Origin of the sequence: Brucella sp. NBRC 12953 (genome assembly GCF_040369775.1) — a bacterium.
GTDB lineage: Bacteria > Pseudomonadota > Alphaproteobacteria > Rhizobiales > Rhizobiaceae > Brucella > Brucella pseudogrignonensis.
On record NZ_BAABSV010000005.1, the window covers coordinates 338,102 to 361,439 of the forward strand.

The window sequence follows — 23,338 nt, forward strand, 5'->3', positions numbered from 1 at the left end:
AATGGCCGAACAGTTGACTTTCGACACACTGAAAAAAGCCGTCGCAAATGACGAGATTGATACCGTGCTTGCATGTTTCGTGGACATGCAGGGGCGTCTGATTGGCAAACGCTTCTACGGACCATTCTTTGTGGAATCCGCCCATGATGAAACGCATGGCTGCAACTATCTTCTGGCTGACGATATCGATATGGAGCCGGTGCCCGGCTATGAGGCCGCAAGTTGGGACAAAGGCTATGGCGATTTCGTCATCAAGCCAGATCTCTCAACTCTGCGTCTGGCACCATGGCTGGAAAAGACAGCCATCGTTCTCTGCGATGTGCTTGACCATCACGATCATGAAGACCTTGCCCATTCACCGCGCGCTATCCTCAAGAAGCAGCTCGCGCGTCTACATGAGCGCGGTTATCGAGCCTACTTCGCGTCGGAACTCGAATTCTATCTCTTTGATGAGACATATAAAACCGCACGCGCAAAACGTTGGCAGGAGATGGAAACCGCCTCTCCTTATGTGCAGGATTATGTCATCCATCTGACCACCAAGGAAGAGCAGGTTCTGCGCGCCATGCGCAATCATCTGGGCGCAGCAGGTATCCCGGTTGAAAACTCAAAAGGCGAATGGGGGCCGGGACAGCAGGAACTCAATGTTCGCTATGCAGAAGCGCTGGAGATGGCCGACCGCCATGTCATCATGAAAAATGCCATGAAGGAAATTGCCGAGGCCCATGGCAAGTGCATCACCTTCATGGCGAAGTATGATTATTGCAGGGCGGGAAGCTCGAGCCATATCCACAACTCCATCTGGAGTGCCGACGGCAAAGAACCGCTGTTCTTCGATCCCAAAGCACCCAATACGATGACGCCGCTTATGCGCTCATGGGTGGCGGGCCAGCTCAAATATGCTGTTGATTACACCTATTTTCTGGCACCCTATATCAACTCCTACAAGCGCTTTCAGGCGGGCACATTCGCGCCCACAAAAATCATGTGGAGCCAGGACAACCGCACGGCGGGTTTCCGGCTCTGCGGCGAAGGCACCAAAGGCATTCGCATCGAGTGTCGCATCGGCGGTGCCGATCTCAACCCTTATCTGGCCTTTGCAGCTCTTATTGCAGCAGGGCTTAGGGGTATCGACGAAAATCTGGAGCTGGAAGATCCATTTGTGGGGGACGCCTATAGCGCAGTCAAACTCAAGGAAATTCCATACACGCTACGCGAAGCGGCAGAAGCCCTCAAGAACTCCGCATTCCTCAAAGAAGCGCTCGGTGAAAAAGTGGTCAATCACTATGTCCACACCGCGCACTGGGAGCAGATTGAATATGACCGCCGCGTCACAGACTGGGAACTGCATCGCGGTTTTGAACGCTATTAAATTATATAAAGCATAGAGGAATTGCCCAATGAGCGGCACGGCCAGAATTATCTCCCCTATCGATGGCTCGATTTATGCAGAACGCGCCTATGCCAGTGACACCGCGATCCAGGCGGCGGTCACGGCGGCACGCCAGGCGCAACCCGGCTGGGCAGCTACAAGCATCGCAGAACGCGCACATTATTGCCGTTTGGCACTTGATGCGCTTGCTGCAATGCAGGATGAGATCATCCCTGAAATCGCATGGCAAATGGGGCGGCCAACGCGCTATGGCGGTGAGAATGGCGGCGTTCAGGAACGCGGCCAATATATGATCGACATCGCAGAAGAAGCGCTGGAGCCTTATGTTCCGGCACAGAAAGATGGCTTTCGTCGTTACGTAAAGCATGTTCCGCTCGGCGTGGTCATGGTCATCGCGCCTTGGAACTATCCCTATCTCACCGCCGTCAACACGATCATTCCGGCATTGATGGCGGGCAATACGGTTTTTCTTAAACACGCCACACAAACACTGCTGACCGGCGAACGCTTTGCGCAAGCCTTCGACAGGGCTGGCATTCCAAAAGGCGTGTTCCAGAATATCGTTCTTGATCATACATCTACGGAAAAGCTGCTGGCGTCTGGCTCAATCGACCATGTCAATTTTACCGGCTCCGTCGGCGGAGGCCGGGCGATCGAAAAGGCAGCCTCCGGCACTTTCATGTCTCTGGGGCTTGAGCTTGGCGGAAAAGACCCGGCCTATGTGCTGCCCGACGTCAATCTCGACCATGCCGTCGCCAATCTGGTCGATGGTGCCTTTTTCAATTCCGGTCAATGCTGCTGCGGTATCGAACGTATTTATGTGCATGAGGCCGTCTATGACCGCTTCGTCGATGGCTTCATCGACCTCACAAAGCAGTATGTGGTCGGCAATCCGCTCGATAGCGCAACCACGCTGGGGCCGATGGCGCAGGCACGATTTGCCGATCTCATCCGCGAGCAGAAGACCGAAGCCTTGCGCAAGGGCGCTAAAGCGCATGTCAACATGAAGGTTGAGAGCGACATCGCCGGTTCGCCTTATATCGCGCCGGAAGTCCTCACCCATGTCGACCACCAGATGAGTGTCATGCGTGAAGAAAGCTTTGGCCCCATTGTTGGCATCATGAAAGTGCGCAATGATGAGGAAGCGCTCGCGCTGATGAATGACAGCATTTACGGCCTCACCGCTTCGCTATGGACAAGCGACACCGACCATGCAGCGAGCCTTGGCGACCGCATCGAAACCGGCACGGTCTTCATGAACCGCTGTGATTACCTCGACCCGGCACTGGTCTGGACGGGGGTGAAAGATACCGGCAAGGGGGCTGCCCTTTCGCCCATTGGTTACGGCAATCTCACGCGACCAAAATCCTTCCACCTGCGTGAAAAAATCTGAACAATTTGTCTGACGCATTATTCGGAAAGAATGACATGACCACTCTAACTTCCAAATGGAATTTCCCGACAACCGTGCTTTTCGGGCCGGGTCGCATCAAGGAACTGCCTGCAGTTCTCAAAGCAGCCGGTATCGAACGCCCATTGTTCGTTACCGATCCCGGTCTCGCAAAACTCCCTGTCGTCGCTTCCACACTCGCCATTCTTGATGGAGCTGGCGTCAAATATGCAGTCTTCTCCGATGTGAAGCCCAATCCAGTTGAAAGCAATCTTTATGCTGGTGTGCAGGTTTTCAAAGACGGCAAGCATGACGGCGTGATTGCTTTTGGTGGAGGCTCGGCGCTTGATCTGGGCAAGCTCATCGCTTTTCAGGCAGGCCAGACCCGCGATGTCTGGGATTTTGAAGACATTGGCGACTGGTGGACACGGGCCGACAGCAATGCGATTGCACCGATTATCGCCGTACCGACAACCGCTGGCACCGGCTCGGAAGTTGGCCGCGCAGGCGTGCTGACCAATGAATCGACTCATACCAAGAAAGTCATTTTCCATCCCAAAATGCTGCCTGTAACGGTCATTGCTGATCCAGAGCTTTCGACGGGTATGCCGCCCTTCATCACGGTTGGCACCGGCATGGATGCATTGGCACATTGTCTGGAAGCCTATTGCGCACCGGGCTTTCATCCGATGGCTGACGGCATTGCGGTCGAAGGCATCCGTCTTGTGTTTGAAAATCTGCCCAAAGCCTATGCCAATGGCGCAGATATTGAAGCGCGCGCCAATCTAATGGCCGCAGCTTCCATGGGAGCAACGGCATTCCAGAAAGGGCTTGGTGCCATCCATTCCCTCTCCCACCCAATCGGCGCGCTTTACGACACGCATCATGGCATGACCAATGCCGTCTTCATGCCCTATGTGCTCAAACACAACCGCGCAGCTATCGAAAAGCGCATAGAACGCCTTGCCGATTATCTTGGTATTGAAGGTGGTTTCGATGGTTTTGTTGATGCTATCTTGAAGCTGCGCAAAGACCTCGGCGTGCCGAATACATTGCCGGAATTTGTCAAAGGCTTGGAACTGGATACAGCCCGCAAAGACCTCATCGCCGAAATGGCCATCGTCGATCCAACGGCTGGCGGCAATCCAATCGAGCTCACAAAACAAGGCGCACTTGATTTGCTGAATGCAGCCATGACTGGAAAACTCTGACCGGAACCCGGTCAGAGCATTTTCAAATTTATAGCATTTCCAGCAAAAGTGCGAAGCGGCTCCAACGATTTAGTCTTACAGCGGTTCCAGTTAAGAATGAATCGTTAGAACCGCTGTAACTGTTTGTTTTTACGCATTATCCGACGCAAAACCGCTTCGCACTTTTGCTGGAAATGCTATAACTGGAACCGCTGTAAGCGTAGTTGCGAATTCGCGGCTACGCTTTTTGTTCGACCAGATCGCGTCGTTCTCTGGCCTCCGCATCAAGCTTTTGCGCTTTCTCAACAGAGAGCACGGATACCGTGGTGATCAGGCAATAAAGCGCAGTAATCACGGCAACTGGCCAAGCGGATTCGTACCAGCTTACCAAAGCTGTTGCGAGCAGCGGCAGTGGGCCAACAAAAAGCGCGCCCGTCACTTCTCGCGCAAAGGCAATCGCACTGTAGCGAACTTCCGTTGGGAAAATATCGCAGTAAAACGATGGCTGAACACCGAACGAAGAACGCGCACCAATCGCATGCCCGATGATAATCAGCACCACTGCAGTCCAAGGCGTACCGGCACCCAAAAGCTGGAAATAGACCAGCGAGTAGATTGCAGCAGCAGCGGAGCCCATAGCCATGATCGGCACGCGGCCAACACGGTCAGACAGAGCGCCAAATACCACGCACATAACCGCACCGAACGCACTTGAAAGCATCACTCCAATAAGGATGATTTCACGCGGGAAGCCGAGTTTCGACGTCGCATAGGCCAATGTGAATGTCTGAAACACATAGGACAGGTTTGGCGCGAAATTTGCACCCATTGCCGCCAGCATTGTTCTTGGGTGGTCCCGCAGAACTTCAAGCACCGGGAGCTTGGCGTCGCGACGCTCTTCCTTTACCTGCAAAAACTCAGGCGATTCTGGCACTTTCTGGCGAATATAGATGCCAAGAAACAGCACCAGACCGCTTAACAGGAACGGTACGCGCCAGCCCCAGCTCATGAAGGCTTCTTCCGGCAGAAGCGTGAAAAGCGCAAACACGCCTGCTGCAAGAATTGTCGCCACATCAACAGCTGCAGCGGGAAGACTTGCAAAGAAGCCGCGGCGATTGCCTGCGATTTCACCCGCCATGACCACAGCGCCCGCATATTCTGCACCAGCACCAAGCCCCTGAACCACGCGAAGAGCCAGCAACAGGATCGGTGCCCAGATACCGATTGAGTCATAAGTCGGCAGACAACCGATCAATGTGGTGCTGATACCCATCATAAGAAGGGTAAGCATCAGCACAGGCTTGCGCCCGATGCGGTCGCCCATCCAGCCAAAGACGATGCCGCCCAGCGGACGCACCAGGAAACCGACCGTATAGGTCGCAAAAGACGCAATGATACCGGTAGTCGGATCGAATTGCGGAAAGAACAGATGATTGAAGATCAGCGCTGCAGCCGTCGCGTAAAGAATGAAGTCATACCATTCAACGACGGTGCCAATGGTGCTGGCAAAAATAGTACTGCCAAGCGCCTTCTGCTTGCTCATAGTTTCGGTTGTCAAAATCCCTCTCCCTCGATTTGACGTATATAAAGCCCCCCGGCCTTTGTTAGCGCCGCTTGAAAACCGGCGCTCTTTTCTCCTTGAACGCCGCTCGCCCCTCCTCCGCATCAGCTGTTGCAAAGCAGATGGTTTGCAGGTCGCGCTCATATTCGATGGCTTTTTCAAGCGGCATCGAGACAGAAGCTTTGAGGTTGAGCTTCGCGGTTTCCGCAGCAATCGGTGCACGCGATGCAATCACGCTCGCAATTTCGCGCGCCCGCGTGAGCAGATCGGCCTGCGGCACGACTTCGCTCACCAGCCCCCAGCGCTCAGCCTTCTCGGCTGAAATCGGGTCGCCTGTCATAATCATCAGCGCTGCGTTGGATGCGCCTACGGAATGCGCCAGATGGGCCGCCATCCCGCCACCACCGATCCAGCCCAGCTTGATCTCGGGTGCCGCAAATTGCGCATTATCAGAAGCAATACGGATATCGCAGGACATCGCGGTTTCAAGTCCACCACCAAAGGCATAGCCATTGACGGCTGCAATCGACGGCTTGAGAAGCGCGCGGAATGCATCGCAGTAATCCGGCCGATTGCGGAACTGCCACGGCGTCTCATAGGTGTCGAGTTCGCGAATATCCGAGCCCGCACAGAATGCACGTTCTCCAGCGCCCGTCAGAATAACGCAACGGATCGTGTCGCTGTCGTTGCATTCGGTCACAGCTGCAACGATTGCATCAGCCATTTCCGGCGTCACGGCATTGAGTTTTTGCGGACGGTTTAATGTGATGACGGCAACCGCGCCGTCGATCTCGAATTTGATGTCTTCAGTCATGGAAAACTACCTTTCACCGCCATGCACGCGCGAAGCGGCGTAGAGAATTTGCAGCTCATTCAACACTGCAGATGCCGGGCGGCGTTCATCAAAGGCCGCTCCCAAAAGCGCCGAAGCCTTGCCCTGAAAGGCGATGTAGCCATCATAGCGCGGGCGCACATAAGCCTGCTCCAGAGTGTCCGCCGTGTTACGATAGAAATTGCCCCATCGCCGGTTCACCCGCTCATCGTGCCAGGCGTCGCGGCGCGATGGCTGGCCTTCATGATCGGGAATGAACCCGGATTGGGCTTCGCGGCTCATCAGCCACAAAAGATGAGTTTTGAGCGCCGAGGTGATATGAGCGCGGTGTGAAACACCAATGCCCGTGCCGCCCAATGTAGAGCCCGGACGACCGCCATTGGTTGCGCGGGGTGCATTGTGAAACGCGACAGGCTTTCCACTTTGCGGCGCAGCATAATTCACATAACCATAGACCAGCGGGCACAATGCAACATCGTCATGCTCCGCCATGTGGCCCAATATACCGATGGGATTCTTTTGCCGAACAGACGTTGGGCTGCGCGCCGCAAGTTCTGCCATCAGGTCATAGACCTGCCGCCCCACATTTTCTGAAACCAGTATGTTCGGGTCTTTTTCGGCAGGAGGCTCGCCAAAAGCTGCCGCGATGGACAGAAATGACAGGCAGGCATGTGGACCGGCAAGCGAAAGCGCGACCTTGCCGCTGTGCTGCGATAGACGAACTACCTCATCCCAAGTGACCGGCACACCATCTGAGAGATCGGGACGAAGAGCCATAACCTGCGTTGCAGCATCAAGCGGCAACGCCCAGTGCTTGCCCGCAAAGCGATAGCTCGTCAATGACGGACCGATACTGGCCTTGGCGAGCTCAGCAACCGTTTCAGCGCCAAACACGTCTTCAAGTGAAAGCAGACAATCGCCAGATATGGCCTCACCCACATGCGGATGATCGAGAACCACGAGATCATAGCGGGCGCAGAGATCAGCAATCGGGTGGGATTCAAAACCTTCTAGCGGCTGTTTATCCCAATGGATGTCCAGACCGGCAGCAATAACATCCGGCAATTTTGATGCCGCCGCCAATGCATTATAGCCTCGCGGATGATCCCAGGTGAGAGCTTTAATCACCTGCATTTCAGATGTTCCCCGACACGATAGCGCCAGATTTCTCAAGTGCTTCGATCTTGTCTGCCGCATATCCGGCTTCGGCCAGCACATCCCGCGTATCCTGCCCGGTTACTGGCGCGCCACGGTCCACGGTCGATGGCGTCTTGGAAAAGCGGATCGGGAAGCCCGGCGTTTTTACCTTGCCCTCTGTCGGATGCTCATACTCGACAAAGGTGCCGTTATGCTTGATCTGCTCGTCGTCCACGAGGTCGGCATAGCCATAGACAGGGCCGCACCAGATATCGGCTGCGCGAAGAAGCTCCAGCCATTCGGCAGAGGTTTTCGTTTTCAGCTTATCGCGTGTCTTGGCAAAGATTTCATCGCGGCGTGCCCAGGTATCAACCTCATCATTCATGGTGAGGAAACTGTCTTCGCCAATCACTTCACCCAGCGTTTTCAGCTTCGGAAAAGCGACGATGATAAAGCCGTCAGAGGTTGCAAAAGCACCGTAAGGCGCCCGGATATAGACATGGGCATGTGGCTCTGCCGAACGGGTTTGCGGCTTGCCACCGACGGTGAAAACCGAAAGTTCCTGCATCTGAATGGTGGTGATCGCATCGAGCATATTGACCTGCACCAACTGCCCCTCACCCGTGCGCTCGCGATGGAGAAGTGCTGCAAGCGCGCCTTCAAAAGCAGTATATGCGGTGATGGCATCCACCAGATATTGCCCGGCGGCGGTTGGCGGCTCGCCCTCACGGCCTGCCGAAAGCATAGCGCCCGACATCCCTTGCAAAACGAGATCCTGTCCCGGACGATGGACATAAGGACCGTCCTCGCCATAGCCAGAGATCGAAACATAGATCAGCTTTGGATTGATCTTGGAAAGCGACTCGTAATCGACGCCAAGACGCTTTGCGACGCCCGGACGATAATTTTGCAAAAACACGTCGGCGGTTTTCACAAGGTCAAGAAGCACCTGTTTTCCATCTGGTGATTTGAGATCGACCGCGAGCGAACGCTTGTTACGGTTGAGCGACAGGAAAGAGACATTAACGCGATTGCCTTCCGCACCGCCCGCCGCCACATGGCGCTGCCATTCGCCTGTCGTCGGCTCAACCTTCACCACATCGGCACCAAGATCGCCCAGCCGCTGCGCCGCAAATGGCCCCGCCATCGCAATTGAACAATCCAGCACACGATATCCTGATAAAACACCCATGGCAGCTCCACTCCCTGCTCAAATCCATTTGCGTCAGAACCTATCCAATATTTTCGCCTTGTCTAGAGTGAGCGCTAACATTTTTATATTCATATCCTCATGATTTATGAGATAGTGCCACAAGATGTTTTAGCGCTAACATTTTTCAATTGACGTGATGACGCATATGTGAATAAAGTTTTTACAAGTGAACGGGAGGTTCACGCTGGAGGAGAACACATGACCAGAATTCGCTCAGGCCTTGGTTTGAAGGCACTCACACTCGCCATTTTGTCGGCATCTGCGCTGAGCGCGAGTGCGCAAAATCAGGACCGCGCGGCACTACTCGGCACCCTGCCAACCGAAATTCAGGCACTTTATACCGATGTGGTTGAAGTTGGCCCTTCGGCTTATGGTGATTTCAAAGCGCCCGCCAAGCCATGGCGCTGGTGCCATTCGGAATCCTATATGGGAAATCCGTGGCGTGTGACGTTCAATGACGAACTCAAGCGCCTTGTGGATGGTGCTATCGCCGCAGGTGATGTGTCTGAATATGTTGTTTCAGACTCCAATGGCGATGCCACACAGCAGATTTCGCAAATTCGCGCCTTCATCGAGCAGGGCTGTAATGTCATCACCACTATTGCCGGTTCTTCCACCGCACTCAATGCAGTGATTGACGATGCCTATAAGGCTGGCATTCCGGTTATAACGTCCGCTGGTTCCGTAACGACCCCGAATGCGATCAATGTCATGCACAACCAGAACCTCTGGGGCTACCAGATGGGCAAAGGCATTGCGGAAGTTCTCAAAGATGGCGGCACCGTCCTTCAGGTTGAGGGCATCTCAGGTCATCCGCTTGTCCAGCAGGAAAATGCCGGACTTGAAAAAGCCGTTGAAGAGTCCGGCAATCTCAAGATTGCCCGTAAAGTGAGCGGCGAATGGACCGGCACGACAACGAAATCCGCAGTGCTTCAGGCACTTGCCACCACACCGCAGCAGATTGATGCAGTCTGGTCGACGGGCAGCGAAGCACGCTTTATTGCGGAAGCCTTCCAGCAGGCAGGCCGTCCGCTTCCCTTGATTGCCGCTTCCATTTCAGGCGATGCACTTGGCTACTGGAATGCCAATCAAGACACGTTCAAGTTCTATGGCGGTGAAGTATCACCGCATGTTGCAGCCCAGAACGCTTTCCGGGTCGCATTACGGGTTCTTGAAGGCCAGAAGCCGCTCGTCAATACGATCATCGCTCCGATGCCGCTTGTGACGCAGGCCGACCTTCCAAATTGGTACAAGGACTGCATGAAGCCGGATTCCGCGGCCATCTTCCCGATACCGCCGCAGGATCCATTCCCGGAAGAACTGCTTAATGGCTACTTCTCGAACGGAAGCGCCACCGCACTTTATGATTTCGCGAAAGTTCCAGCTTCCTGCTCCAAGTAAGGTTTGCAGGACGACGCGCTGAATAACGTCATTGCCAAGGTCAATTGGTCCAGATCACTTGGCCCAAACCATTGGCAATGACCTTCGCTTATCGCATGCAGAAAGTCATTTCATTATGCCAGACTCTGAGCATCCCCCGCTGGGCACATCCAGCATACACAGGCTGCTTGCCGAAGCGGGGCTGCCCAACATCACGCACGCTCCAGTCATGTCACTACAGGTCGAAAACCTTGAAAAACGTTATGGCGAAACAATTGCGCTCACAAATGCCAATGTGACTTTCAGCCATGGCGTTCATACGATCCTGGGGGAGAACGGATCGGGCAAGAGCACGATGCTGAAAATATTGTCTGGCGTGGTCGCACCCACGCATGGGCGTGTCGTTCTCAACGACAAAACCGTCTCTGCCAGATCGCCTGCAGATATGAAGGCATTGGGCCTTGCGACGGTTTTTCAGGAAGTTTTGATCGCTCCGCATCGTTCGGTGGTCGAGAATATCTTTCTTGGATTTGACGGGCTCATTACCCGTAAAGCCAGCAAATCAGTACGCGAAAAGGCAGCCCGCGCAGTTCTGTCAAAAATTGCACGCTTTCCGATCGACTTGTACGCAGCGGCTGGCAGCCTGTCACTAGCAGCACAGCAGCTCGTAGTGATTGCGCGCGCCTTCATCAGCCGTCCTTCGATCCTGCTTCTCGATGAAGCAACGGCAGCGCTCGACTATGCAGATCGTGATCTCGTCTTTGAAACAATCGAAGATTACGCTGCGTCGGGCAATATTGTGATCTTCATTTCGCACCGGCTGGAAGAGGTGAAACGCCTTTCCGATGAGGTCACGGTGCTGCGCAGCGGCCATGTTGTCGATACGCTCGACAGGCAGCAGATCAACAGCCAGATCCTTCTGGAACTCATGGCGCCGGAGGCTCATCTCCATGTTGAATGATCAAATCATTCTTACCTATGAAAATCTGGTGCTTGCGCCGGGGCGCAAAGCGCTGTCCGGCACCATCCTCGCCGGTGAGATAACCGGACTTGCAGGTCTTGAAGGCCATGGCCAGGAGCAGTTTCTGCTGGCGCTTGCGGGCTTCAATCAGCCTCGTCATTCAAAGGTCGAAATCGTCACCCGGTCCGGCGAGCTGAGTGCTTATAGCAATCATCACAATGCAGCCAGATGCGGCGTGGTTTACTTGCCGCGTGACCGGCGCGCGACCGGTATTTTCCCGGTGCTTTCCGTACTCGATAATTTTGGCATGCCTTCCATGCCGCGTTTTTCATGGGGTGGCATTCTCAACCGCCGCAAACAGAAGGAAGAGCTGCAGCGCTATACCGAATTTCTGTCGATCCGCTATCCGGCAATGGATGCGCCGATCACCGCACTCAGCGGCGGCAATCAGCAAAAAGTGCTGCTCGCGCGGCTTCTGGCGCTCAAACCGCGTGTAATGCTGCTCAACGATCCGACACGCGGCGTTGATCTCAACACCCGCATGAAATTCTATGAAGCCTTCCGTAAACTCGCCCGTGAAGAAGGTATCGCGCTCGTCATTCTGTCGAGCGAAATCGAAGAAATCCTGCAAATCTGCGACAGCGTTTCAGTGTTCCGCGATTTTGAATGCTCAAAAACCATCAGCAAATCCGAAATGTCGATGTCGGGCGTCCTTGCAGCCATGTTCGGACAGGATGAGGTGGAGCTATGATCTTAACCGACAACAAAAGCGGCTTGCGGCGCATCTTCTGCGGCAGTCAGGAAACACGGCTCGCCGCAATACTGTTCATCATTCTGCTTGTCATCAATATTGTGCTTAACCCGGTACGCTTTGCACCGTCAAACTGGGGCTCGGTGTTGGGGCTTGCAGCGCCGCTGCTGCTGACTTCGCTCGCAATTACCATACCGTTTCTTGCCGGGCGCGGCTCGATTGACATTTCCGTTGGTCCGCTCGTGGGCTTGATCAATGTCATTCTCGTTCAGATACTGATCACAAAAGGCGGCATATCCTCGCCCTTCATCATCGTCCCGGCAGCAATTGCACTCGGCATTCTAGCTGGCGCATTAAATGGCCTTCTGGCGGCGATCATCCGTATTCAGCCAATTGTTGCAACGCTTGGAACCTACTTGATATTTGGCGGGCTGGCACTCACTATCCTGCCTTCCCCATCTGGTTCGGTGCCTGCATGGCTGTCATCTTTGGCGGGGCCATGGTCCATTCTGCCAGTAGGCGCTGCGGTTCTGATATGGATCGGTATCAAACGCCTGCCTTTTTATGAGACGCTTATGGCCGTCGGCAGCGAGGATCGAGCCGCCTACACCGCTGGTGTCAATGTTCCGCTCGTCCGCTTCATCGCTTATGTGCTGGCCGGATTATTCGCAGGACTGGCAGCATTGTCGCTCACAGCTCTCATTGGCTCGGGTGATCCGATCATCGGTCCCGGCTACACGCTGATTGCAATTGCTGCAGTCGCCCTTGGCGGCGTCAGCCTCGCCGGTGGCGTTGGCGGATTAACCGCAGCATTTCTGGGTGCAGCATGTATATTCCTGCTGCAAAGCATGTTGACGGCCTTCAACGTCTCAACCTTCGTGCTGCAAGCAGTCTATGGCGCAGTACTTGTTCTGGCTGTCTGCCTCAACTCCGAAAAACTAAAACTCTATTTCCGACGTAAGGTGGCGCAGTCATGATTAAGGCACTGGCTACAAATCGCGCTCTGGTCGCCTTCATCGGGGTCTTGTTGGTGTTCCTCTTGGGAGCAGCTCTCATTCCGGGCTTTGCCAGCCTGTTCTCAATCCGCGCCATGCTGGTTCTGGCTGCACTGCTTGCTATTGCAGCACTCGGTCAGACGCTGGTGATGATCCTTAGTGGTATCGACCTTTCCATTCCGTTTGTGATCGGCTTTGCCAATGTTGTCTTCGCCAGCCTCTATGGCGATGGAATGTCACCGCTTTTGGCCGGTATTCTCGTGCTGGCGTCAGCGGGGCTGATCGGTGCGTTTTCCGGCGCATTATCGGCAGCGCTTTCCATCCACCCACTCATCGTCACGCTTGGTGTCGGAACGATGGTTCAAGCGGGCGTACAAATCTGGACACGCGGCTTGCCGACAGGTTCAGCACCCGCTTTCATCAATGATTTCGTGTCACTGGGTGGCAGCATCGGGCCTTTGCCATTCCCTTGGCTAATCCCGTTTACAATTTTGCTGACCCTTGGCACGGTCTTTGTGTTGCGCGGTACGATTTATGGCCGCAAGCTTTATGCGCTGGGTTCAAATATCAAAGCCGCCGAACTGGCACTGATCAGACCGGTTGCAATCTGGGCAATCACCTTTGGCCTCAGTGCCATGTTTGCTGCACTTGCTGGCATTCTTCTGCTCGGCTTTACCGGCTCATCAAGTGCGACAGTGGGCACGCCCTATCTTTTCCAAACGGTCTCTGCGGTCGTTATCGGCGGAACCGCACTGATCGGCGGGCGCGGCGGATTTGTCGGAACGGTGGCTGGCGCTATCATGCTGATGGAACTTCGCACGTTTCTCATCGGCATGGGGTTTTCGGATGCCATGGTACAGTCGTCACTCGGTGTCCTCATCCTGCTCCTTGTCGCAGCCTATGGCCGTGATCGCCATATCCGTAATCTTATCTGAAGGAGAACCCGTTGGACGAGCGGCTTGCACGGACAATTGACGCCATCAAAGCATCCGGTGCCGATTGGGGCATTTTCACCAGCCCCGATGGCATCGCCTACGCTTCAGGTCATATCGTTTCCATTGAAGCGGGGCCATCACCCTTTGCGGGTGGACCTGCCATCGCACTGGTTGGCAAAAACGGCGAATGTGGACTTGTTGTAACCAATCTCGAAGCAGATACGCCAAGCTGGGCACAGATCGTTCTCACATATGAAGGTTTTTCATATAAAGAGCCGACAGACATTTTTACGAACTATCTAAATGCCGCGCAGGATCTCTTTACCAAGTTTGGTGTCGGCGGAGCAATTGCCATAGAGCAGGACAGCTTCCCATTGTCCTTGCTCCCACTCATCGAAACATGCCGTCGTGTGTCGATTGACGATGCTTTCAAGCGCCAGCGCATGGTGAAAACAGCAACTGAGATCGCGCTATTGCGTGAAGCAGCGCTAACCGCTTCCGCCGGGCAACGCGCGTTTATTGAGCACAGCAAGGCTGGCCGCAGCGAGCTGGAAATATTTGCCGACATCAGGCTCGCCATGGAAAGCAGAGCCTCTGAACGCCTGCCAATTACCGGCGATTTCATATCCGGCAAAACCCGCACATCAGCATTCATGGGCTGGCCAACAAACCGCATCGTTGCCACCGGCGACCCGCTCATCTGCGATCTCGCACCGCGCGTCAAAGGCTATTGGGGAGACAGCTGCGCATCGGCAATGCTGGGTAAAACAACTGACGAGTTTGAGAAGCAGTTCAAGGCCGTAAAATCGGCGCTTGATCTAGCAATCGAAATCATCCGCCCAGGCCTTGGCATCGGTGAACTGGATCAAAAATTGCAGGCCCATATCGCAGCACATGGCTATGGCTATGCCCATCATTCCGGACATTCTATCGGCACATCTGTCCATGAATGGCCACGGCTTGTCAGCTATGAAACAGAGCGTTTCCGCAAAGACATGGTTTTCATGGTGGAACCCACCGCCTTCGATCCGGACACTGGCGGCGTGCGGCTCGAATTCATGCTGCATGTGACAGAAAATGGCTGCGAAGTGCTAACCGACTTCGAGCATCAGATGATTATTAGCCACTAGCCCTGATCTTGAGTTCGAAACCGACATCGACAATTGTGTTTGCCGATGTTTCACCACGCATGGCTTCAAGCAAAAGCTCACCTGCCTGCCGTCCAATTTCCGCGGAAGGTACTGCAACCGTCGTCAATGGCGGCAGCAGATGACGCGAAAGTTCAAAGTCGCCAAAGCCTGTAATCGCGAGGCGTTGTGGCACCTTGATACCAATGCGCTGCGTCTCCAGTAGCGCGCCGGAAGCTAGAATATCACTTGAAAACATGACAGCATCGGCTTCCGGATATTGAGCCAGCGCCCGTCTCAGAAGATCGACACCCGAAGCCATGGCAATCGGCATTTCAGTTGCCACCGTGATGCGTGGCTTCTCATCCGGGAACTGTTGCTCCATTGCCGCTTTGAATGCGGCACGGCGTTCGGCAGCACGGCTGTCGCCTTTCCGAACCACACCGGCAAACACAATATAGCGCCGACCCGTATTGATCAGATGACTGACCATCTCAGTGATGGCTGCCGTATTGGAAAATCCAACCAGCCGGTCAATCGGTTTATCGGTAAAATCCCAGCCCTCAACGACTGGAATTTCGGCACGTTTGAGCAATGCAACACTGCGCTTGCTATGGTGTGTGCCGATCAGAAAAACGCCATCCGGACGCCGCCCGAGGAGGCTGCGAATGATTTCTTCCTCGCGCTCCATTCGGTAATCAGTATTGCCTAAAAATATCTGATAACCGGACTGATGCAGTACATCGGAAAAATGCTGGATCGTGTCAGCAAAAACAGATGCGGACAGTGTGGGTATAATCGCCGCAACCGTATTGCTTTTATGCGATGCAAGGTGACTTGCCGCGAGATTATGAACGTAATGCGTCTTCTCGATTGCATCCTGAATAAGCTTTCGCTTTTCAGGCATCACGGAATCTGGAAAACGCAACGCGCGCGAAACGGTCTGCATGGAAACGCCTGCAGCCGCAGCCACATCCGCCATGGTCACACCAGAACCTTTGCGGCGCTGCTTTCGCGGTGTTGAGGCAACGCTCACAGATAGAACGGCCTGACACAGACGGGGGTGCCAATTTCGATGCGTTTGCCCGTATCGGTCAAATTTCCCGTCTCCTTATCGATTGCGAAGATCGCAACGCAATCTCCATTCTGGTTAGCGACCAGAAGCCAGTTGCCATCCGGTGTCAGCGTAAAATTACGCGGTGTTGCGCCACCCGTAAAGCTGTGACCGATCTCAACCAGGCTGCCATTCTCCTGATCCACACGAAATATAGTGATCGAGTCATGACCACGGTTGGAACAATAAAGAAAACGACCATCGGGTGAGAGGTGAATATCAGCGCCATGCGACTCAACACTCGCTGGCACTGTCGGCAAGGTCTGAACAAGGCGCATCTCATCGCCGTCGCGCTCAATGAGCGAAACCGTGGAATTCAGTTCGTTGGAGACATAGACAAACCGGCTATTAGGATGCTGTGCGATATGGCGAGGACCAGTACCGGGTAGCGTCGCGACACTGCTCACCCGCTTGAAACTACCATCACTATCAAGACGATAGGCAATGACTTCATCAAGGCCAAGGTCGGCAGACAGGAACATGCTGCCTTCCGGTGTTTCAACCACGCAATGCGGGTGGCTGCGTTCCTGCCGGTCGACAATAGGCCCAAGCTTGCCCTCGTGACGAACGCTATGTGCAACCGGCCCGAGGCTGCCGTCAGGCAACACTGGCAACGCAACAAGCGATTGATCAGGCCCGCCTGATCCCATTGCATAATTGGCGACAAGCACAAACTTTCCGTCCACCGTCACGGTATTGTGCGCTGTTATACTGCCCTTGGCACTTTGCTTGTTGAGATAAACAAGTTCACCCTTTTCAGCATCGAAACGATAGGCACTGACCGTTCCCTCGTACCAGCTGAACACTTCGGAATTTGCATAGATCACGCCTGTATCCGGCGCGACACTCAGGAATGTTGGATTATCGACGGAAGATGTCGCGCATATATGCGACGCATCTCCTGTCGCCGTATCGAATGTGTAGATGGAAAGCCCCTCGCCACGCGCACCCTGAAAATAAGGGGCTTCGCGATTAAGCGACCCAACCGCCAGATAAAGCTTCCTCACGCATTCCTCCAATGCAAACTCTTTCCTTAATGCATCACCCATCCGCCATCGACATTCAAGGTCTGCCCGGTGATAAATCCTGCTTCATCAGAGGCAAGAAACATCAAAGCCGAGGCAATATCCCGCGACGATCCGCGACGCTTAACAGCCTGATGCTCAAGCACGAATTTCGTATAGCCTTCCGGGTCGGGATGGATTTTCTCGGCATCTGTTGGAAAAGCACCCGGCGAAATTGCATTGACGGTAATGCCATAAGCGCCGAACTCGCGTGCCCAGGCACGCGAAAGCCCAATGAGCGCGCCCTTTGATTGCACATAAGGCGAAAGGAGTGCCCAGCCGCCATAGGCAGTCACGCTGGCGATATTGATAATACGACCCCACCCCTTTTCACGCATATGCGGCAGCGCCACTTGGACACAGACAATGCCCGCATCGACATTGATGTGCTGCACTTTTTGCATTTCCTCAAGTGTATAGTCTTCAAATGGCTTGGACGGATAAATCGCAGCATTGTTGATCACGACATCAAAGCCACCGGCCTCACGACTAATCGCTTCCAATGCGGGGCGGAGTGCCTGCAAATCCGACAGATCGAGCGCGTGGATCGAAAGCCCGGCAAGCCCCTCGGCCTCTGCCTTGCCTTTCAACTCTTCGATCTTTTTCGGATCATGATCGATAGCCACAACCCGTGCGCCAGCACGTAGAAAATTGAGCGTGGTTTCAAGACCGAGGCCACCGGCAGCACCCGTGTAGAGAATGGTTTTGCCTGTAACGGAAAACGGCGACGGTGCGGTCATGAGCGGCCTCCAATAGCAACGTGATTGCCCGATGGCACCGGATATTCCTCAATTGGCTGCTTCGCGATTGCGGCAATGCGTGTTTCTGTTTCCGCGATGCTCGCCGCATCACCAAGAATACGGAACGTGCTATCATAACGGCGCTCTTCACCGTGTTCGAGCCAGATCAGCTCGGCGCGGTCGCGGGCAGCACCATGTCCCAGAACGTGATTGGTCGCGGGTTCAATGCCGAGCGCATATTGCCCGGCCTGCAGATTCTGCCACTCATACATGCAGGGGAACTGATCCTTGCGGGTAACGACTTCAAAACCGATGCCCAGCTTATCATTGACCAGCGCAACCGGCACTTCGCCATTGGCATCGGCACCCATTTCATGCTGCCAGACCTGCTCATGAAACTGCATCTGCGGCGCAGGCAGCGTACGATATCCGACGCTCTGCTTTTTGTAGTATTCTCCGGCATGAGCCGCCCAGACCACATCCCTGACAGGTGCCAGATAACGTGAGCCTTCGGCCAAAACGGGGTGCCCGACATTAATGTGATAACAATACATATGCGGCGTGCGATAAAAACCGCGATTGGTCACGCGATCCGTCAGCTTGATATCGTTTGTACCGGCTTTGATTTCGATGCGGCGTGTCAGTTCAAGATGCTCACCGAACACGGTTCCCTGTGTGACGATACCCTCGCACCAGAGATAACATTCGTCGCCTTCCCAGCGCTCACCATAGCCGGTCAGCTTTGCAGGAATAGTACCAACACGGCCATGAATGGAGTGCTTGATCGTCTGACGCGGCTTGTAATTATAATGGTCAGCCGCCTCATCATACATGAAGAGGATATGGTCCAGACCGCATGTCACCATCAGGCCGGAGAAAGAACGCATCCAGCCAAGACCGCCCTCGCCCTCATATTCATGCAGTCCCGGATGGCGGAAACCGGACGGGGAATGCCAGCCGATAGCCATGCCACGATAGTCACAATCGGCAATATCGAGCGCGCGATCAACCAGAACGGTAAAGCGCAAACCGGTGCCTGAACGAAACTCCAGCATTCTAATGCCGCGTTCCAATCCGTCTTCAAGCACCATCAGGCGAACGCCTGCAAATTGCGCAAAAGAGCCGCTGCTCGCGGCGATGTCGCGACGCGACCTCACCTCTCCATAAAGCTTCACCATTCTGGTACCTTAAATGCTGCGGCGTACAGCCATTTCAGTCAAAGGCGGCCGGTGTTCAAACGCTTGTTCATAGCACCGGCCGCCCCACCCCGCCCAAGGTGGTACTAAAGTCCCTGCGCGCGCAGCTTTCCATCGAGGAACTTCTTCGCACGTGGCACATCGGCCTCATCGAGATGTTCGATAATCATCGGAATATTCGGATGCTTTTGTGCAAGGCGCTTGAGATAGAGGTCATAGTTCAGCGAACCGAGACCCGGAGCCGGCAGTTCGATCTCACCAACGCCGCGGAAAGTATGGCTTTCAAGGGCATCAGCATCACCGATATCAGCATGCTTCTCCGACTTGTCGTCGCCTGAGCGCTTGACGTCCTTGGCATGACCGATCTTGATCTTATCGCTCAACGTATCGAACACCTGGTTGAGAATTTCATCCATCCGGTCGATATTGTGCGTCTCAAAATAATTGGTCGGGTCCATCAGCAGGCCAAGGCCCGGATGATCGACCTGCGCAAACATTTTCACCGTTTCCTCGACGGAACCGACGACGTTGTTCACATAGGTTTCGAGCAGGAACACCGCACCGTGGTCATAAGCAAATTGCGACAGATCAGCGATGACCTTGCGGCATTCTTCAAAACCTTCTTCGGTCTTGTTCTTCGGGTGATGAACCCAGTCGGATTCAGTATTGTAAGTCCCGGTTTCCGAAATCACATAAGGCGTGCCGAGATATTGCGCATGGCGGATAATCTCTTTGAGATAGCCCACGCGGCGCTCGCGCTCTGCCTTGTCCGGATGAATGATGTTCGTATAGCCGGAAATGCATGAAATCGGCAGATTATGATCGCGGAATGTCTCGCGAATTTTTACGCATTTGTCCTTGGTGATCTGCCCCGCACTCAGATCGATATCCTTGAAATGCATATCCAGCTGGACTGTATTGAAGTCGAGTGCACGGATTTTTTTAGCTGTTTCCTCAAGCGAATAAGGGAAATAGCCGCTGAAAATACCCACCTGCATCATGATCGAAACCCTCCCGTTAAGATTATTTGTTAATGTGCATCTTTCCCAAAAGCCGCTTTGCGCTTTTCGGGATGTGCTCGTTTAATTGATTGATATCTCGGACAATTTGACAGTACGGCCTTCATCAATCGACTTGTAACCAGCCTCAATGAGTGCGACCGTCTTCACATTGTCCGCCACAGAAAGCGCTGGCGGCTCGCCAGACTGAATGGCGTATTGCAGCTGCTCCATCACACCGATAAAGGCGTGCGGGAACCACATAGTTTCCCATTTTGGGCTTACCCATTTGCCGTCTGTCGTCTTTTTGGAGGCATAAGTCAGCGTTGACGGCGAACCATCCGGCCAGCCAATCGTGCCCTGCGCCACACCATCCGTACCCTCGACCCGCCATTTGATGTAAATATCGCTGTCAAAGCCCTCTTCGCGCGGCCCGGACCAGACGTCTTCCATCGAAACAGCCATCACACCGCTCGGGAACATCAGCGTCGAAACGGTGATACCGTCCTTGTGTTCAAACTGGGTACGTGGGTCAGTGCGTGTCAGCGTAGTGATGGTGTCAGGCTCACCAAACAGAAAGCGCAGCACATCGAGATGATGCACGCTCATGTTAGACAGTGTCAGGCGGTCATAATCTTCCAGAAACCCCTGCCAATGCGGGATGGCACGCATCTCGATTGTCGCCATGACAGGCGCGCCCAGCTCATCCTTATCGAGAATTTGCTTTAACACGCGCATCGACTGGTCGTAGCGCATGTTCTGATTGACCGAGAGGATTTTGCCAGCTTTTGCCGCCTCGTCGCGAAGCGCAATGGCCTCTTCAAGCGTCAGAGCCAACGGCTTTTGTGCGAGAATGCCCTTGATATGTGACTGTGCGAGCGCTTTTCGAATGAGTGCAGGCTGCTGATCCGGCGGATAAGCAATATCGATGATTTCGATATCTTCGTCGCCAATCAGAGCTTCTGGCGTGTCGTGCACGGTGGCGATACCCCAGCGTGCGGCGACCTCTTCGGCCTTTGCCTTGGTACGCGAGGCGATTGCCGCGACCGTAAAGGCCGCTTTCTTATAGGCAGCAAGATGGCACTCGGCCATAATCATGCCTGCGCCGATACAGCCGATTTTGAAATCCCAAGCCCGCACCTGCGGATCAGGAACAAAGCCCCGCGCTTCGCTCATTGCATCCTCCCATTATATTTCCAAGCCCACATATCATCGAAAAATCGAAAAAAAGGCCCGTCCTCATTCGAGGAAAATGCCAACCTCCATTGGCAGTTTGAGGATTAATGAAGATTCAATGCGGCAGTGTCAACATCATATAAAATCATTTTACATCATTTAACATCGTGTCCGATCAATTTTCGGATCATTCTTTTGAATTTCGACGTTCATATATAAATCCATGATGCTTTTTGATGGATTTGTATAACATCAAAGCCGATTTCATGAGGAAAACAGATGGCCAAGACACAACAAGCCTTGCATCTTGCTCAAATCGAAATACATCATTTTCCATCATTTTGATGAGGGGTGTGATTTGCGTTCCACGGTGAGTGACATTGCCAGAACAGCGGGCGTTTCCAGCGCCACGGTCGATCGCGTATTGAACAACCGCGAAGGCGTGAAAGAGCGCACGCGTGAAATCGTCCTCGAAGCCGCGCGCAATCTTGGCTATCTCCCCGGCAGTGCGCCGCTCAACGCAAACACCACCGACCGCATCAAACTGGCTTTCGTTCTGCCAGCGGGCACCAACACCTTCATTGCAAATCTGCGCGACCAGATCGCGAGGCAAGCAGCCTTGAGGCCCGAAATCGAGCTTACAATCCATAGTGTCGAAGGCTTCAACCCTGACACGCTTGCGCGCGCCCTTGAAGACCTCAAGGGGCAGGCACAGGGCGTTGGCGTGATTGCACTGGATCACCCAACCGTGCGTGAAGCCATGCGCGCCCTCGCCGAATCCGGCACCCATATCGTCACCATCGCGTCCGACATTCTGCATGTGCCGCGCGTGGGCTATATCGGCATCGATAACCGTGCAGCTGGTCGCCTCGGCGGCTATATTCTCGGTCGCTTTCTGGGCCAACAGCCCAAAAACAAAATCGCGCTTTTTGCCGGATCACTTTCCTATCGCGGCCACGAAGAGCGCGAAATGGGCTTTCGTCGTGTCATTGCAGAAGAGTTTTCGCACTTGAATATCGTTGAACTCAACGAGATCGAAGACAGTCGTGAAAAAGCCTACTCAGAATCCATAGCTTTGCTTAAACGCCACCCCGACCTTGCAGGCATCTATAATCTCGGCGCAGGCAATCAGGGCATCGGACAGGCGCTGATGGATTCGGGAAAATCGGATTCCGTTATTTTCATCGGCCATGAACTGACCGAAAGCACCAAGCGACTTCTGTTGAATGGCACGATGGATGCCGTCATTGACCAGAATCCGCGCGTTGAAGCACGCGAAGCACTGGCCACCTTGATGAGCAGCATCAAGGGCGAGCCATTCGACCAGCAGCCACCTCGCGTTCAGGTGATTTTCAGAGAGAACATTCCTGAAAATTAAAGCGCATCCCGAAAAGTGGAAACCGGTTTTCGGACAAGATGCGCGTAAATACAAACAGAGCGCCTCTCGAAAAAGGCTATTTCGTATAAAGCGCGCGCGAACGCTCCAGGTGATTGAGCATTGCCGCTTCTGCACCATCCGCATCTTTTACGGCCAGCTTGTCTACAATCTCTTCATGCTCGACCAGCGTGTATTTTTCTTTACCCGTCCAGATCAGCATATGCGTGTGATATTCACGCAGCCAGGCAAGCATGGATTCGCTCACCGCGACAAAGATAGGATTGCCTGAAATCTTCGCGATACGGATATGAAACTCCATATCGGCTGAAATGAATGCATCGGCATCACCCAGCGAATCCCGCTGGCGCTCGACGATGGCGCGAAGCTCCGCAACATCCTTGTCACTTGCCTTGAGTGCCGCTTCGCGTGCGATGCCGCGTTCAAAAAAGATACGTGCGCTTTTAAGATGCTCCAGCGTATCCATCGATTGCGCCAGCATGATTTTGGCTGTCGGATCGACCTGCTGCAAAATTGAACGCGCGGTCAGTTTGAGAACTTTAGCACGTTCACCATGTGAAATGCTGACGAGCCCCATTTTGGCAAGCGACTGCATCGCCTCGCGGATCGCCGGGCGACCAACGCCAAAGCGCTCCATCAACACGCGCTCAGATGGCATTTCATCGCCGGGCGTCAGTTCGCCAGACGTAATCATGTTTTCGAGCCGGTCGAAAACTTCGTCGGATAGCTTACGGCGAACGATAGGTTCCATGGGCTTGTTCATTGCATCTCACTGTTCATGAGCTTTCT

The 23,338-nt window shown here is 54.0% G+C and carries 21 protein-coding genes; 10 read left to right on the plus strand and 11 right to left on the minus strand.

The annotated features are described in order from the left end of the window. The first annotated feature begins 1 nt into the window (after position 1). Genes ABWV94_RS14580 through ABWV94_RS14590 form a run of 3 tightly spaced genes read left to right on the plus strand, consistent with a single transcriptional unit; the run spans position 2 to position 3,994 of the window. Positions 2 to 1,372, plus strand: coding sequence for a glutamine synthetase family protein (locus ABWV94_RS14580; RefSeq protein WP_079213091.1), 1,371 nt, complete (start codon positions 2 to 4; stop codon positions 1,370 to 1,372). Between the two features lie 28 nt (positions 1,373 to 1,400). Further along, the gene (locus ABWV94_RS14585) at positions 1,401 to 2,786 is read left to right on the plus strand and encodes an aldehyde dehydrogenase family protein (protein ID WP_113499021.1); all 1,386 of its coding nucleotides are present in this window, start codon (positions 1,401 to 1,403) and stop codon (positions 2,784 to 2,786) included. 35 nt (positions 2,787 to 2,821) lie between these two features. Continuing rightward, complete coding sequence (locus ABWV94_RS14590) at positions 2,822 to 3,994, plus strand: iron-containing alcohol dehydrogenase (protein WP_007878376.1); 1,173 nt, start codon at positions 2,822 to 2,824, stop codon at positions 3,992 to 3,994. A gap of 217 nt (positions 3,995 to 4,211) precedes the next feature. Here the strand turns inward: ABWV94_RS14590 and ABWV94_RS14595 are convergent, their stop codons facing one another. Genes ABWV94_RS14595 through ABWV94_RS14610 form a run of 4 tightly spaced genes read right to left on the minus strand, consistent with a single transcriptional unit; the run spans position 4,212 to position 8,695 of the window. Next, positions 4,212 to 5,531 carry an MFS transporter gene (locus tag ABWV94_RS14595; RefSeq protein WP_161492465.1) on the minus strand — a complete coding sequence of 440 codons (1,320 nt, stop codon included), beginning with the start codon at positions 5,529 to 5,531 and terminating at the stop codon, positions 4,212 to 4,214. Positions 5,532 to 5,577: 46 nt separating this feature from the next. Beyond that, a complete protein-coding gene (locus ABWV94_RS14600) occupies positions 5,578 to 6,348 on the minus strand; it encodes an enoyl-CoA hydratase/isomerase family protein (protein WP_353414018.1) in 771 nt (256 codons plus the stop codon). A gap of 6 nt (positions 6,349 to 6,354) precedes the next feature. Continuing rightward, complete coding sequence (locus ABWV94_RS14605) at positions 6,355 to 7,500, minus strand: carbohydrate ABC transporter substrate-binding protein (RefSeq protein WP_113499017.1); 1,146 nt, start codon at positions 7,498 to 7,500, stop codon at positions 6,355 to 6,357. A gap of 1 nt (position 7,501) precedes the next feature. Continuing rightward, on the minus strand, positions 7,502 to 8,695 hold the full coding sequence (locus tag ABWV94_RS14610; RefSeq protein WP_064321508.1) for a CaiB/BaiF CoA transferase family protein: 1,194 nt from the start codon (positions 8,693 to 8,695) through the stop codon (positions 7,502 to 7,504). A gap of 219 nt (positions 8,696 to 8,914) precedes the next feature. Between ABWV94_RS14610 and ABWV94_RS14615 the strand changes: the two genes are divergently transcribed. From ABWV94_RS14615 to ABWV94_RS14640, 6 genes are all read left to right on the plus strand, one after another. Beyond that, the gene (locus ABWV94_RS14615; protein ID WP_007878357.1) at positions 8,915 to 10,117 is read left to right on the plus strand and encodes a substrate-binding domain-containing protein; all 1,203 of its coding nucleotides are present in this window, start codon (positions 8,915 to 8,917) and stop codon (positions 10,115 to 10,117) included. 115 nt (positions 10,118 to 10,232) lie between these two features. Further along, on the plus strand, positions 10,233 to 11,057 hold the full coding sequence (locus tag ABWV94_RS14620; RefSeq protein ID WP_112806196.1) for an ATP-binding cassette domain-containing protein: 825 nt from the start codon (positions 10,233 to 10,235) through the stop codon (positions 11,055 to 11,057). Continuing rightward, on the plus strand, positions 11,047 to 11,808 hold the full coding sequence (locus ABWV94_RS14625; protein WP_113499015.1) for an ATP-binding cassette domain-containing protein: 762 nt from the start codon (positions 11,047 to 11,049) through the stop codon (positions 11,806 to 11,808). Before ABWV94_RS14620 ends, ABWV94_RS14625 begins: the two co-directional genes overlap by 11 nt. Beyond that, positions 11,805 to 12,785, plus strand: coding sequence for an ABC transporter permease (locus ABWV94_RS14630; protein ID WP_007878353.1), 981 nt, complete (start codon positions 11,805 to 11,807; stop codon positions 12,783 to 12,785). The genes ABWV94_RS14625 and ABWV94_RS14630 overlap by 4 nt, the downstream gene beginning before the upstream one ends. Beyond that, positions 12,782 to 13,738, plus strand: coding sequence for an ABC transporter permease (locus ABWV94_RS14635; protein ID WP_113499013.1), 957 nt, complete (start codon positions 12,782 to 12,784; stop codon positions 13,736 to 13,738). The genes ABWV94_RS14630 and ABWV94_RS14635 overlap by 4 nt, the downstream gene beginning before the upstream one ends. A gap of 11 nt (positions 13,739 to 13,749) precedes the next feature. After that, positions 13,750 to 14,868: a M24 family metallopeptidase gene (locus ABWV94_RS14640; protein WP_113499011.1), complete on the plus strand. Its 1,119-nt coding sequence runs from the start codon at positions 13,750 to 13,752 to the stop codon at positions 14,866 to 14,868. Here ABWV94_RS14640 and ABWV94_RS14645 read toward each other — a convergent pair. The 6 genes from ABWV94_RS14645 to ABWV94_RS14670 form a co-directional block, all read right to left on the minus strand. After that, entirely contained in the window at positions 14,858 to 15,901 is a 1,044-nt protein-coding gene (locus ABWV94_RS14645; RefSeq protein ID WP_353414023.1) for a LacI family DNA-binding transcriptional regulator, read from the minus strand. The two genes, ABWV94_RS14640 and ABWV94_RS14645, sit on opposite strands and share 11 nt — an antisense overlap. Further along, positions 15,898 to 16,986: a lactonase family protein gene (locus ABWV94_RS14650; RefSeq protein ID WP_113499009.1), complete on the minus strand. Its 1,089-nt coding sequence runs from the start codon at positions 16,984 to 16,986 to the stop codon at positions 15,898 to 15,900. Before ABWV94_RS14650 ends, ABWV94_RS14645 begins: the two co-directional genes overlap by 4 nt. A gap of 26 nt (positions 16,987 to 17,012) precedes the next feature. Then, positions 17,013 to 17,783, minus strand: a complete 771-nt coding sequence (locus ABWV94_RS14655) for an SDR family NAD(P)-dependent oxidoreductase (RefSeq protein ID WP_113499007.1) — start codon at positions 17,781 to 17,783, stop codon at positions 17,013 to 17,015. Further along, on the minus strand, positions 17,780 to 18,961 hold the full coding sequence (locus ABWV94_RS14660; RefSeq protein ID WP_113499005.1) for an aldose 1-epimerase family protein: 1,182 nt from the start codon (positions 18,959 to 18,961) through the stop codon (positions 17,780 to 17,782). Before ABWV94_RS14660 ends, ABWV94_RS14655 begins: the two co-directional genes overlap by 4 nt. A 104-nt stretch (positions 18,962 to 19,065) precedes the next feature. Beyond that, positions 19,066 to 19,980: a sugar phosphate isomerase/epimerase family protein gene (locus tag ABWV94_RS14665; protein ID WP_113499003.1), complete on the minus strand. Its 915-nt coding sequence runs from the start codon at positions 19,978 to 19,980 to the stop codon at positions 19,066 to 19,068. An 81-nt stretch (positions 19,981 to 20,061) separates the two neighbouring features. Then, complete coding sequence (locus ABWV94_RS14670) at positions 20,062 to 21,153, minus strand: Gfo/Idh/MocA family protein (protein WP_353414026.1); 1,092 nt, start codon at positions 21,151 to 21,153, stop codon at positions 20,062 to 20,064. A gap of 358 nt (positions 21,154 to 21,511) precedes the next feature. Between ABWV94_RS14670 and ABWV94_RS14675 the strand changes: the two genes are divergently transcribed. After that, positions 21,512 to 22,531 (plus strand): LacI family DNA-binding transcriptional regulator, encoded by a 1,020-nt coding sequence (locus ABWV94_RS14675; RefSeq protein WP_113499265.1) that lies wholly within the window; start codon positions 21,512 to 21,514, stop codon positions 22,529 to 22,531. A gap of 76 nt (positions 22,532 to 22,607) precedes the next feature. On the opposite strand, the gene ABWV94_RS14680 is transcribed toward ABWV94_RS14675, so the two are convergent. Then, positions 22,608 to 23,312 carry a transcriptional regulator NanR gene (locus ABWV94_RS14680; RefSeq protein ID WP_007878330.1) on the minus strand — a complete coding sequence of 235 codons (705 nt, stop codon included), beginning with the start codon at positions 23,310 to 23,312 and terminating at the stop codon, positions 22,608 to 22,610. Between the last annotated feature and the right edge of the window lie 26 nt (positions 23,313 to 23,338).